Genomic DNA, 13,261 nt, shown 5'->3' with positions numbered 1-13,261 from the left:
ATATCCATATTTTGTATGTGAAAAACATTAGAAAGGAGGGAGATTTATGCGGAATAGACCACTTGGTGTATACTTAGTCAACTTGTTAATGGGTATTATTGAAGCACTGATTTTATTGCGGATCATTTTAAAGTTGTTTGGAGCAAATCCATATACACCATTCGTCCAATGGATCTATAACCTGACTATGCCTTTGTTGGCTCCATTTCGAAATATTTTTCCATCGCCGGTCATTGCCGAACGATATGAGTTGGAGCTAACGAGTATCTTTGCCTTGATTGTATATGGACTCCTAGCGTATTTTCTTACACAATTCTTTCTCATGCTCAATTCACCAAACGGAAAAGAGAAATAATATAGCCTGCGACTCTTGTCAAATTGAAAGAGCATATGCTATACTTTTTCTGTTAATTATCATAAAAATGGGGCATTAGCTCAGCTGGGAGAGCGCTTCGCTGGCAGCGAAGAGGTCAGCGGTTCGAGCCCGCTATGCTCCACTTACTCGAAACCCTTGCACCGCAAGGGTTTTTTAAGTTGTTTTGTTTTACCCATATCCAATTCTATTCGATATTTGTTCACGGATGTTCACAAACTTGTATCGACACTATTTGAAATCACCTTTTGGATCGTCTCCTCCAGCTTCTATGCAGCTTCTTCCTGCAGATCATACGATACATGAGAATACGTCTTCAGCGTGATCCCGACGTCATGATAACCCAGCCGTTCGGACACGACCTTTGGATTGATCCCATTTTTCAAGAGCCAGGTCGCATGAGTATGCCGCAGAGCGTGAAAGTTGATTCGTAGGACACCTGATTTTTCGATAAGCGAGTTGAACTCCCGGCGTAAATTGTCGGGATTTTTAAAGCCTCCATACAGATTGGGAAACACTAAGCTGTTATCCTCATACCCATCTTTTAGTGTGTCTTTCAGGGTATCTTGATCTTCCTTATGCTTGACTAAAGCTTTTACAACATATTGGGAAATGGAAATTTGTTTTCTCGAATTTGCCGTTTTGATGTTGGTCAATGCATACCCTAAACTCTTCGTCGTCGCCAACGAACGGCTGATCGAGGATTTTTGATTTACGAGATCTACGTCGGTCCATTTTAAACTGTATATTGAAGTTCACTTGCCTTATATAACTTTTCATTTAAAAATTTTTTGATATAACTCCACTTAATGGATCTATGGTAGTTGGCTTCGATCCAAAATATATTAGTAGCTTCCTATTTATATTGATAAAAAAATAAAAGATAGATAATATGGGATTCCATTGAGTTTATATTTCGATTTCTCAAAGGGGACATAGTCCAGTTCAATAAAACAGTTTTCTGGAGTAAAGGGATTTACCAATTATTTTTCTTAAGCTTATAGTAGCTTGAAAAACCTAGTAAGATGATTTACGGTGCCTTTTTAGGGAAAGGATAAGAAAAAAGATAGAGATTCAAGAACTGCTGGAAACGTGAAATTTACACCTCAAGAAAAGAGATAAGAAATACAAAGAATTAAAAAATATTCTAAATTTATCATGTAGTTAGAGCAGATTATATGAGTATATAGATCTGCTTTTTCTATTGGAATTTAATAATCTTATTAACTACTTAATAAACAAATTTTGTTATTTATTAGTAAATTATTCATATATTCTATAGCTATTTTATTAAACATTTGTTACCATAATTATGTAATTATTTGAGAAAGGAGGATAGAGTTTTATATAAAAATTTCAGGAGGTAACAATGTTTTATAAGCATCGATTATTAAAAATCACTTGTATAATTACATTAATTATGGGCTTGTTAACTTCTTACATAGGTATTGATTCTGTTCAAGCGGAAGGTATTACAAACCAACAAACTAGTTCTTATGACTCGCTCATGAGCATTATTAACTCTGTTAAGGAAGACCAGAACTGGATGTCCAAAAAGAATAACGGTGAAACAAATGGGCAGTTAATTGAAAGGCTAGAAAATGAAATTGCTGTGCATGAAGAACTCAATATTAATCGGGTTACAGACCAAGATTTCTTCCCGTTGTTGGGTGAATTCATTGAAAGGTTAGATAGTAATGAGCAAAAACTGGAAGTTTTAGAGATTGCTATACTATTAAACGAAAATCTTCTCAAGGACATGCTTTTTGTTATGTCTTACCAAGATAAAAATTCAAATAAATTTAAAAAGGAAGCTCAAAATAAACTTGATAACGCTGTCCATCATTATGAGAAAAATCATGTGAAACAATCCATTAAGAAGATAGAGGGTTCTACAAATGCTATCTTTAAATCTTTTTCAGAACATAACTTTAATTATAAACTTGAAAAAGATGATGACCAAGAAGGATTATATAACCTAGAAGAGATTGTTCTTAAAACTAATCCCTTAAGTAAAGATACAGATGGGGATGGATTAAATGATTATATAGAAACATATTCATATTCATTAAATCCGTTACTAGTTGATAGTAATGGAAACGGTGTGAATGATGGTCAGGAAGATACGGATGAAGATAGGCTAGTGAACATTCAAGAGCAAAAATACGGGACAAGTCTTGAAAATGAAGATACGGATAGTGATACTCTAACAGACGGATATGAAGTTCAAAGAAATCTGGACCCATTATCTATGGACACCGATAATGACAAATTGAAAGATGGAAATGAACTAAAATTAAATACTGATCCGTTAAATGAAGACTCTAACGGTAATGGAGTGTTAGATGGTGATGAAAACTATGAAATTACCATTAAAACACCTGAGGACCAACAAGATGAGACCGTTAAACCATCCGTTACAATGAAATCAAAAGGGGAACAAGGCTTTTCCACAACCATTACAAATATGGAAGGTGAGTCTGTACTACTTGGGAATGATATTCCTGGATACTTAGGCGCTCCTTATGAATTTAATACAGAGGCGAATTTTGATGAGGCTACTATTTCATTTGAATACTCCAATGAATTCGCTGATTTAGAGGGTAGCGACTTTGTACCAGCGGTATATTATTTTAATGAATTTACAGGCTTATTAGAAAAGGTAGATAATCAAGTAATTGATTATGAAAATAATACTGTACACGCTACCGTTGAACATTTCAGTCAATATATCCTTTTAAACCAAGTCAAATGGGATGAAACTTGGAACAAAGAATTTGGTAGAGGCAGTAGAGATTCAGGTGAAAATGATGAAATAGAGTATATTGATATTGTATTTGCCATTGATTCTTCTGGTAGTATGCAATGGAATGACCCGGAAGATCTTCGGAAAACTGCGGTTAAAAACTTCGTAGACAGATTACTTGAAAATGACCAAGCTGCAGTCGTAGACTTTGATTCAAATGCAGAAGTAAAAGTAGAACTTACCACGGATAAACAGAAAGTTAAAATCGGTGTAGATACTATAGATTCTAGTGGTGGAACTAATATTTATTATGCAGTAAATGCTTCTATTAATGAACTTCTACAACGAGGTACCAATAGTAAGAAGTATATTTTGTTATTGACAGATGGAGAAGGTTATTACAACAATTATGCAACTCAACGAGCAATTGACAATAACATTACTATTTACACTATTGGACTAGGCAGTGGTGTTGATGACAACTTATTGAAACATATTGCCGAAGAGACTGAAGGAAAATATTATTTTGCTAGCAATCCCCATGATTTATTAGACCGATATGATGACGTAGCAGATGATACTACAGCACCATTCAAAGATACTGATGGAGATGGTTTATCAGATCATGAAGAAGAAAATGGTTTCCGTTTGGCTAATGGGACAGTATTAAAAACAGATTCAACGAATTCAGATACGGATAACGATACTATTCCTGATGGTTTTGAAGTTGGCGAATTAGTTAATGTACCAGGTTATGGTAATATGTATCTATTTATAAGTAATCCATTAAAGCAAGATACAGACAACGATGGTATGACAGATGATATAGAAATTCAGCCTTTATTGAAGTTTGATTATGACAAAAACGTCTTTGTTGAAAATGAATATAACAATGCACTGTGGTATGATTCTGATGCGGTCGATTATACTATCCCTCTTCTATTTGTACATGGCTTAGGGGGTTCAGAGGGTACTTTTAAAGATTTTGTACAGTATATTGATAAAAGTTACACCCAAGACCATAATATAAGGCATTTTGTAGCTGAGAGTGTAAACGTAAGTACTTCTGGTCTCATATCTTTCGAACATCCAGACGCATCAACTGGCATTGTTCAACATACCAGTCGTGTTACAGGTAAACAAGCTGATGTAGGTCATGGTACTCCAACTATTTCATTAGAATTTAAGAATAGTAAAGCTCACTTTCAATCACAAGGTGTATGGGTGAAAAACGTGGTTGATTCAATACATTCTAAATTCGGGAACAAAAAAATAAACATTGTTGGTCACAGTATGGGAGGAATTGCTACTAGCTATTACATGTATGATAACCCTTCTACTCCTGTAGATACCTTTGTTACACTGGGTACACCATTTAAAGGTTCAGGTTTTGCCTATATGGCTTTTAGTGATGCAGAAAGGGATCTTAGACCTAATAGTGATGCGATAAAACGTCTACAAAACCCGCTTCCATCAAGGGTAGATATGATGTCAATTGCTGGTTATGGTGATTATGAACCACCGGCACCTGTTCCTAAAAGTAAAGCATATTATCTTAGCAGTGGTGACGGTATAGTCTCAGTAGAAAGTGCTTTAGGAGCAAATCACAACAGAAAAGTTGATGTGTTGGTTGACGGGTATCACACTAAACTCTGGGCGCCGATCATCGGGAATCTTCCCTATTCAATTAATAATGAAAAAGATAATATAAAAATCATTATGGACTTTATTTATTACAACAGAATACCTCCCAAGAATAAGTACGGTGTCAGTGCTACTACACACAACTCTATAAATTAACAAATAAAAAACCGGACAATATATCAGATGAACTGTATCCTGAATAATGGACACTTACAAAAAAGTCCATTATTCGGGGTTTTTTGTGTTAACTCAAACAGAAAACCCGTTATAATCAAAACAAATGGAGAGAACTGGGAATCGATTATAAGTAGACGATTCTTTAATGAATTTCAACGTAAACAACTAGAGAACAATCAAAATGTTAGGCATGTATCAGATCGTTCAATCAGTTTTCAACCAGAGTTCAAAGTAAAAGCTGTGAAGGAGAACTTAGAAGGAAATGGTCCTATGGACATCTTCAAAGAGGCTGGATTTGACGTAGACATCATTGGTCATAAAAAGCCGAACCAATGTTAAAAGCGCTGGAGAAGAACTTATCAAGAATTAGGCAAAGAAGGGTTCTTGGAAGAACGTCGAGGAAAAGGGAGCACTGGCCGTCCATCGTCTAAGGAACTGACAGCTGAACAAATGCTTAAGAATGCAGAAGCACAATATGCAAGGTATGATCAGCTGCCAGTGAAAATTCGCATCTGTGAATCGGAACAGCTATTATGCATGGTTAAAAGCAGAAACAAATCGCATGGAAAGAGAACGGAAAGATGAAGCAGACTTCAATCTAATTAAGGATTCCAAGCAGGGAAAATCGGGTGAACGGGCTATGTTAAGAAGATCTATCGGCTTATGAAAAAATTCAATCTTTAAACCAAGATTAGACGTGCTAACCCTTACAAGAAGATGGCCAAAGCAACACAGGAACATAATACGTGTCCGAACCTTCTTTTTTCAAACCTAATTTTTTATTCTAGGCGAAATCTTAAAGGAAATTATTGATAAAAAAATGCTTCCAATTAGTGTAACCATATAAAATATTATTAAAAGAGAGTCAGAACCCCAAAACCCTAAGAATCCTAAGTATTGTGAGCTCATAAATAAAAATAATAAGAGGAGAGCAAGTAAAAATCTTCTTTTAGAGAATAAAATAATAATTCCTATAATACTTAAGAAAATCCCAATCATACCAATTATCATTTGAATATTCATCCATATCACCTTTAAAAATTAATTGTTATATACTATTTACTCTATCACTAATCATCTGGAATTGGTATCATATTATGTTAATTCAAGGGAAAATGAACTTATGATTGTCCACAATGTGGGAGTAGATATTAACTATACATTGTAGTGAAAGCAATTGATTATTATTATTATATTACGGTAACAATAGTTCCGTTAGAATAAATTGAGAATTTAAGTTAATTAATGGCCGAGTTACTTCCTTTATAAAAATCACATGCTCACGTTTGTTCGCAAATGTTCACAAGCTATATAAAATTATTTATTTTATATAGCCCCTGTGCATTAACTTTAGTGTAATAACACGTGTATTTAATAAAAATGTTAAAGCTGGCAGCGAAAAGGTCAGTGGTTCGAGCCCGCTATGCTCCACCATACAAATCCTTTAATAGCACTATTTCTTCGTTACAAAGAGATAAGTGCTTTTTTTCTCAACTTAAGTGATCATACTTTGGAATGCCAAATTGAAACTACCTGCTCCACTCTTCTGGAACAGGTAGTTTCAATTTATTAATTAAGAGACAATCTGATTGGATCATGGTCTGATACATGTAATGGAGTCGATGGATCAGTTTCATTATCAATCGCAAAATCAGGGTTCAATTTTGCAGAATTAATCGAGCTGACTTGAGTTGTCAAGTTGCTGCTTACAAGCATATGATCAAGGAATTGTGCTTTTCCAGTATAGATATAACTGAATGCGTTTTCAATCGGGATGTCATAAATGAGATTTGTAAGGTTTGCATTTGTTTCAAGAATATTTAAAGATTCCTCGTCCTCGAAAGAGTTCAAGTCGCCCGTTACAACAATTTCGTACCCATTTGCTGCTTCATTATTGGCTACATCCGCTACGAATGATGCCTGTTCATTACGGCATTCGTCTGATCCACCCTTTGATTTAAAGTGGTTGTTAATAATGGAAATAGTTTGGCCAGAATCGGTTTGTATCCGTAAAACAAGCGGCGGACGACTGAACAGTAGGTCGGTGCCCGAAGGACCGCAACCATCTTCTACAGTTGTTGCATACTTCCCGAATTGTTCTACACCTAGAACATCCATGCCTTCTTTGACAAGATAAGCAACATCAATACCCCGACCGTCACTTCCTTCAATGAGGTAAGGTGTATAGGTAGGCCCACCGTCTTCGGAAATTTTTGAAGCCAACGCATCAAGCACCTCGATTTTTTCTACTTCCTGAAGTGTAAGAATGTCAGGGGAACCGAGGTTATTACGGACTGCAAGTGATAGTTTTGCTGTCTTCGTATCAAATTCTTCCTGTGTAATCGTTGTATTGGAGTCTCCAGGAGAAACCTCAGAACCTACAGCAAAGTAGTTTTCGACATTAAAAGTCGTTACTGTCAATTCTGTCGTCGTATCTGCACTTAAAATGTTTTCGGTATGGCCTTCATCAGAAACGGATACACTCCCAGTATCCCATTGTAAGGTATATGCCCCGAAGTTATAGTCAAACGGACCGGTCGGATTTCCGGTGATCGTGTCAAATGTGGATGCACCCGTGATATGATTATCGAGCAAGTCATCGATTTTAAAATAAGGAGTTGTGGTATCTTTTCGATCGACTCGGGAAGTCGTACTTCCTGGAACGACGAATGTTTCATTATACTTGTTGCTTCCGGCGACAACGGTCGCACTCGTTACTGTTACAAGCATACCTTCGAGGGATTCGAGGTCAGCGTAATTCATAGAGGAGGTTATTTCTGTAGGTGTCGGCATACTGCTGGATCCGATTACTTTCGGCTCTCGTCTCGCATTCAATTCGGTTAATCCATAATATTCAGTTACTTTTGCTGTTTGACTTACAACATGTCCGGCTATGATTCCACCCGGCCCGTTCGATCGATAGACAAAAATGCCTTCAGATGTAGTACGGTCACCATCCTCAGTCGTATCCTGGATCCAGTATCCATTACTCGTTGTTGCAGTTACAGTTCCACATGTCATCACATCTTTGCCTTCAAGTGGCGAGGCCGATCCGCTGCCTTGGATATCGTGGATTTCGTAGTCAACATTACTATCCATAATTCCTGAACAATCTGCCCCACTTGATGGACCGCCTCCAGGAGGGGCAGCTAGTGAGGTGCTGGGTGATATTGATGGACTGAATGCCAAAGTTCCACCAAGCACAATTTTTTGGAGCATTCTTACCTTCATCAAATTACCTCCTTCATCATTTGGAAATTACAATTCAAGTAAACCAATCAAATGCTAATTTAAGAGTATTAAAGTATTGATATTTAGTAAAGAATGCATTTTGAACCAATTAATGGATTTATTAAGTAAAAAAGTAGTATTTAATGAAATTTTGTCAATATATCTAACTGAATACATTCTAATTTATTAATATTTAAAGTTTTTGGTCTGAGTATTTTTCAGACCGTAGTAGGAGATAATGTTACATCCTCTGCTGGAAGAAAATTGCTCGTAAATGCTTGAAAATAATAAGTGTAACATAAGAGAGTTTATCAGTATGGCCTCTCAGAATGAAACTGGGGTAGGGATAAGGTTATCCCCTTTATACTGATCACTTATGTTTTAGAGGAGGGAAATAAATTGATTAATCATTATTCCATTCAATGGGAAGTAGATTACAGGCAGTCGTATCATAAATGTACAGTGAGGATTCCTACTAAACCATACGGCAGGATGCTTAGTTTTTTGTTCAGAAAATCAAAAAAACTTGATGTTATAAAGAAGTCCACAGTTAGGTAGTTTGATGTGTCTAAACGGAGAGTCTTAGAGCATTACTTTAAGTTGAAAAGAAAATGGAGGGAATACTATGTCAAATGTATTGATTATTAGTGGGAGCGCTCGGAAAGAAGGCAGAACACCATATTTAGCGATTGAAGGGTCAAACATTTTAATGATGAAACATCAAACAGTCAAATATTTTTCTTTACACGATGAAGAGCTACCGGTTTTCAATGGTGATGAAGAACAGGACTACCTTGAAAGTGTTAGAAAACTGAGGGATATGGCGAGAAAAGCGAATGGATTCATCATTTTTACACCGGAGTACCATAACGGGATGAGCGGCGCCTTGAAAAACGCCCTTGATTATTTAAGTAAGGAAGAATTTGAAAATAAACCAGTTGCAATTTGTTCAGTGTCAGGAGGTGGAAAAGGAGGGATCAATGCTTTAAACAATCTTCGACTTGTCCTGAGAGGACTTCAGGCCCATGTCTTACCTCAACAAGTAATTGCAGATCCTAGTGATTTTAATGTCGACAACACTTTGATAAATAAAGAGATAAAGGACAGGTTAAGCTTGCTAATAAAGGAGCTAATCATAATGCTTAGAGTCAAAAGCGAGTTGTATAAAGGTATTACAATATTTTAAAACACACGTTTATCGTACAATCTTAATGTTCGTGCAATCAGTCTTGACACTTATTATCGGAAGGAGTATTTTAGAATATATAATTTTATAAACCGCTGAGTCATATAAAATGAGCGGGGGAACCAAATCTGGTAAACATTGTTTATCTTGGGGTGAATCTTAGCATACTAAAGCTAAGAAGGAATACTCTCAATTCCTAATCCGACAGCTAACCTCGTAAGCGTACTGAGAGAAGGGTGCATATCGTGACCATTCTTCGGAATGGTCTTTTTTGCACTTTATGAAGTTAAATTTTCAGCAAGAGGTAATTCGATGTAATGTGAAAATTTAAAGTGTAAAGTATAACGCAACTACGGCTCTGCTTTTACTTAAGCCCCGCAGTCGCCGAGTTTTCTTTAGGTTTTATGAAAGGAGTAAACAACATTGAAGAATCATAAAAACAGGCAGTTTGCGGTTCTCGGACTTGGACGTTTTGGCGGGAGCCTTGTTCAAGAATTTCACGAGTTAGGTGTAGAAGTATTAGCCGTAGATATCGATGTTGATAAAGTGAATGAGCATACCGAATTTGCGACACATGCCGTACAGGTAGACACCGTAGATGAAGGAGCTCTAGAAGCATTAGGAATCAGAAATTTTGATTATGTAATCGTATCCTTTGGAGAAAACTTACAATCCAGTATCCTGACTACTCTTCATTTAAAAGAACTCGGAGTTAAAAATGTATGGGTGAAAGCACAAAATGAATACCATCATAAAGTTCTTGAAAAAATCGGGGCCGATCGAATCATCCATCCTGAACGGGACATGGCGATCCGAGTAGCCCACCATATTGTCTCTGAAAAAGTCCTGGACTTTATCGAATTGTCCGATGAATACAGCATCATTGAGGTGGTTGCCACTGAAAAAGTAGCCGATAAATCGTTGTTGCAATTAGATACTAGAGCAAAATATGGGTGTACCATCGTTGCGATAAGGAGTGGAAAAGAAATCAAAGTAGCTCCCTCTGCTGAAGAAGTTGTTTTAAAAGATGACGTCTTAGTATTGATTGGCCATAACAAGGATTTAAGCCGGTTTGAAGAAGAAGGTGTTTAATGAATGAATGCTAAACGCCATGTGGTAAATTCAAGTCCTCCGCAAATATTATCGCTTATGTTTCTTTCTTTTATCATTTTGGGGACTTGCTTATTAAAATTGCCGATTTCTACAACAGAGGGAATCACTTGGCTCGATGCCTTTTTTACAGCGACATCGGCCATGACGGTTACAGGTCTAATTGTAGTCGACACAGGACAAGCCTTCAGCTTAACCGGAGAAATCATCATTCTTTCTTTGATTCAAATCGGTGGTCTTGGCATCATGACTTTTGCCGTCCTGATTTTTATACTTTTAGGTAAAAAAATCGGCATCAAGGAACGATTACTCGTCCAACAGGCACTTAATCAAACTAATATCGGCGGAGTAGTATATCTGATTAAAAGGTTATTTTATTTTTCCATAGTTATAGAATCCATCGCTGCTTTGTTATTATTCCTATATTGGCTACCTGGCATGGGGTGGAGACAAGGTCTTTATTCTGCTATTTTCCATTCAGTTTCAGCATTTAACAATGCAGGATTTTCCATCTACTCGGATAGTCTGATGGGTTTTGTAGGGGATCCGATTGTAAATATGATCATTTCTTTTCTATTTATTTTAGGGGGGATTGGATTTACTGTTATTTTTGACCTGATAAAAAGTAAAAATTTCCGGGATTTGTCCCTTCACACAAAATTAATGGTCATCGGAACGATTGTAACAAACTTCATTGCGATGTTCTTAGTTTTCATTTTGGAATATAGCAACCCTGAGACACTTGGGAAATTATCTTTTTTCGATAAAGTATGGGCAGCTTATTTTCAAGGAGTAGTTCCAAGAACAGCCGGATTCAACTCCATTGATATTGGAAGTATGGATGAGGCAACTTTATTTTTAATGATGCTATTAATGTTTGTGGGAGCAGGAAGTGCTTCTACTGGTGGCGGTATTAAATTGACTACGTTCCTGGCAATGGTGCTGTCTGTGCTTACCTTTTTAAAAGGAAAAGAAGATGTGATGATCTTTAGGAAAACGATAACGGATCGAATTGTTGTCCGTTCTCTGGCAATCGCTATTATTGGTATTTCTGTCATTTTTCTTGGTGTTTTTATTCTTGATATTACAGAGAATGCTCCATTTATCATGATCTTATTTGAAACCATATCTGCTTTTGGTACAGTCGGATTGTCCATGGGATTGACAGGAGATTTGACATGGATCGGTAAACTGGTGATCATTTGCGTCATGTTTGTTGGGAAAATTGGTCCGTTAACTTTGGCGTTTGCCTTTGCATATCCGGAAAAAAGCAAGCTGCGCTATCCGAAAGAGGACATTTTGACGGGATAGATTTTCTGCAGATTTATTTTGATGAATTTGTGGCATCTAGTCCAAGGGGAAAACGGATGCTTGTTGTTTCTAGCTACGTTCATGTTAAGGCTCGAAAGATCAAAATTAAGCATTGAAGGGTACAATCATAAATTAGTTTAGATAACAATTCTAAAATGTATCAATCCAGTCAGTTGACTGAGGATTTTAGAGAAAAAATAATTATACAGATAAAATCAGCCTGTAAAATAAGCGTTTTTATTAGATGAAAAGCTTCATTTTCAGGGTGCATCCATTTACAATTATTAGTATTTTATCGTACTCCGAGCACTCCTTTTTCAGGTATGATGCACGTACCGAAATGAAAGGATGTGTAGAGTTTGACAAAGATTTATTTGGATCCCGGACATGGCGGGAACGATTCTGGAGCTGTCGGAAACGATCTTCAGGAGAAGGACTTGAATCTCACGATCAGTTTGAAGGCGAGGGATATTCTTCTAAGTGAGTATCAAAACATAGAGGTTAGAATGAGCAGGACATCCGATACGACACTTACTTTAGACCAACGTACCAATGATGCGAATGCCTGGGGTGCCGATTACCTTGCTTCCATCCATATCAATGCGGGAGGGGGCGAAGGCTTTGAAAGCTATATTTACAATGGCACCTATGCGGACAAAGCGGAAACTGACCAGCTGAGGGTAATCATCCACGACGCGATCACTGAAGAGACTGGATTCTTTGACCGTGGGAAAAAGGAAGCGAACTTTCATATGCTTCGGGAATCAAACATGCCTTCTGTTTTGACGGAAAATGGTTTCATTGATGATGCAGATGATGCAGCTAAATTAAAGATGCACACCTTTCTTGATAAAATCGCGCGAGGTCATGCAACTGGTTTTGAAAGAGCCTTCAACTTAGTAAAGAAGGACGTCATATCAACAGATGATATGCACCGGGTCATCGTGGACGGAACGCAGGTCGGTGCCTTTCAAAATGACCAAAATGTGCTAGATGCTGTTGAACAACATTTAAACACCTCTTATCAAATCCTCGTGGAAAAAATCTAACCGAATCGTTTTTCATTCTAAAAACCTGGTGTATGTACCGGGTTTTTTCTTTTCCATAAATTTACGCTCATTTTTATTAGATTATTGTAAGAAAAATAACGGGATATTTACGATACAAAATGACAGAGTTTCTTCCTTCCTTCCGTTGTTATTATGGTAAAACAAACAGATATTCTTTTTTAATTCAATCATCTTTTTTGAAAGAAAGGGAGGTGAACTGTTGACAAAGTCGGGACTTATTAACTGTTATTCCAAATTAATTCCATCTACAGGTAATTTAAGCCAATGTTTTTTCCGGCTGTTTCGTCGATATCTATGACATTTCTCCTAATTATTGAACACATGTAAAATTGAACATTAGAATTTACAGTTTATTTCATTCGAAAAATCTTATATAATGGGAACACACGTTCCCTATATTGTGTCAAAATGGG

At 36.7% G+C, this 13,261-nt stretch carries 10 protein-coding genes, 1 tRNA gene and 1 riboswitch; of the genes, 9 read left to right on the top strand and 2 right to left on the bottom strand.

The features are described 5' to 3' along the window. The first annotated feature begins 46 nt into the window (after positions 1 to 46). On the top strand, positions 47 to 355 hold the full coding sequence (locus MOJ78_RS16850; RefSeq protein WP_304978491.1) for a YggT family protein: 309 nt from the start codon (positions 47 to 49) through the stop codon (positions 353 to 355). 69 nt (positions 356 to 424) lie between these two features. Next, a tRNA-Ala gene (locus MOJ78_RS16845) sits at positions 425 to 497 on the top strand. A 145-nt stretch (positions 498 to 642) separates the two neighbouring features. Here the strand turns inward: MOJ78_RS16845 and MOJ78_RS16840 are convergent. Continuing rightward, positions 643 to 1,122 (bottom strand): site-specific integrase, encoded by a 480-nt coding sequence (locus MOJ78_RS16840; protein ID WP_304981289.1) that lies wholly within the window; start codon positions 1,120 to 1,122, stop codon positions 643 to 645. Positions 1,123 to 1,742: 620 nt separating this feature from the next. On the opposite strand from MOJ78_RS16840, the gene MOJ78_RS16835 reads away from it, so the two are divergent. Genes MOJ78_RS16835 through MOJ78_RS16825 form a run of 3 tightly spaced genes read left to right on the top strand, consistent with a single transcriptional unit; the run spans position 1,743 to position 5,525 of the window. Then, a complete protein-coding gene (locus MOJ78_RS16835; RefSeq protein WP_304978490.1) occupies positions 1,743 to 4,919 on the top strand; it encodes an alpha/beta fold hydrolase in 3,177 nt (1,058 codons plus the stop codon). 27 nt (positions 4,920 to 4,946) lie between these two features. Beyond that, entirely contained in the window at positions 4,947 to 5,279 is a 333-nt protein-coding gene (locus MOJ78_RS16830) for a hypothetical protein (protein ID WP_304978489.1), read from the top strand. A 45-nt stretch (positions 5,280 to 5,324) separates the two neighbouring features. Next, a complete protein-coding gene (locus tag MOJ78_RS16825) occupies positions 5,325 to 5,525 on the top strand; it encodes a hypothetical protein (RefSeq protein WP_304978488.1) in 201 nt (66 codons plus the stop codon). A gap of 984 nt (positions 5,526 to 6,509) precedes the next feature. On the opposite strand, the gene MOJ78_RS16820 is transcribed toward MOJ78_RS16825, so the two are convergent. Next, positions 6,510 to 8,171, bottom strand: a complete 1,662-nt coding sequence (locus tag MOJ78_RS16820; protein WP_304978487.1) for a DUF8508 domain-containing protein — start codon at positions 8,169 to 8,171, stop codon at positions 6,510 to 6,512. Between the two features lie 625 nt (positions 8,172 to 8,796). On the opposite strand from MOJ78_RS16820, the gene MOJ78_RS16815 reads away from it, so the two are divergent. The 4 genes from MOJ78_RS16815 to MOJ78_RS16800 all read left to right on the top strand — a co-directional run bounded on the left by MOJ78_RS16815 (position 8,797) and on the right by MOJ78_RS16800 (position 12,827). Beyond that, complete coding sequence (locus MOJ78_RS16815) at positions 8,797 to 9,357, top strand: NADPH-dependent FMN reductase (protein ID WP_304978486.1); 561 nt, start codon at positions 8,797 to 8,799, stop codon at positions 9,355 to 9,357. Between the two features lie 83 nt (positions 9,358 to 9,440). Further along, positions 9,441 to 9,594, top strand: a riboswitch (cyclic di-AMP (ydaO/yuaA leader). A gap of 186 nt (positions 9,595 to 9,780) precedes the next feature. After that, on the top strand, positions 9,781 to 10,449 hold the full coding sequence (locus MOJ78_RS16810; protein WP_304978485.1) for a potassium channel family protein: 669 nt from the start codon (positions 9,781 to 9,783) through the stop codon (positions 10,447 to 10,449). A gap of 3 nt (positions 10,450 to 10,452) precedes the next feature. Next, the gene (locus MOJ78_RS16805) at positions 10,453 to 11,778 is read left to right on the top strand and encodes a TrkH family potassium uptake protein (RefSeq protein WP_304978484.1); all 1,326 of its coding nucleotides are present in this window, start codon (positions 10,453 to 10,455) and stop codon (positions 11,776 to 11,778) included. 359 nt (positions 11,779 to 12,137) lie between these two features. Continuing rightward, positions 12,138 to 12,827: an N-acetylmuramoyl-L-alanine amidase family protein gene (locus MOJ78_RS16800; protein WP_304978483.1), complete on the top strand. Its 690-nt coding sequence runs from the start codon at positions 12,138 to 12,140 to the stop codon at positions 12,825 to 12,827. Positions 12,828 to 13,261: the final 434 nt, after the last annotated feature.

Source organism: Alkalihalobacillus sp. AL-G (genome assembly GCF_030643805.1).
In the GTDB taxonomy this organism is placed as follows: domain Bacteria; phylum Bacillota; class Bacilli; order Bacillales; family Fictibacillaceae; genus Pseudalkalibacillus.
The sequence above is the reverse complement of the archived record's forward strand: the minus strand, read 5'-3'. Positions and strand labels throughout refer to the sequence as shown.

Coding starts and splice junctions, on each gene's coding strand:
- MOJ78_RS16850 (WP_304978491.1), top strand. CDS start 47: ATGCGGAATAGACCACTTGGTGTATACTTAGTCAACTTGTTAATGGGT.
- MOJ78_RS16835 (WP_304978490.1), top strand. CDS start 1,743: ATGTTTTATAAGCATCGATTATTAAAAATCACTTGTATAATTACATTA.
- MOJ78_RS16830 (WP_304978489.1), top strand. CDS start 4,947: ATGAACTGTATCCTGAATAATGGACACTTACAAAAAAGTCCATTATTC.
- MOJ78_RS16820 (WP_304978487.1), bottom strand. CDS start 8,171: ATGAAGGTAAGAATGCTCCAAAAAATTGTGCTTGGTGGAACTTTGGCA.
- MOJ78_RS16815 (WP_304978486.1), top strand. CDS start 8,797: ATGTCAAATGTATTGATTATTAGTGGGAGCGCTCGGAAAGAAGGCAGA.
- MOJ78_RS16805 (WP_304978484.1), top strand. CDS start 10,453: ATGAATGCTAAACGCCATGTGGTAAATTCAAGTCCTCCGCAAATATTA.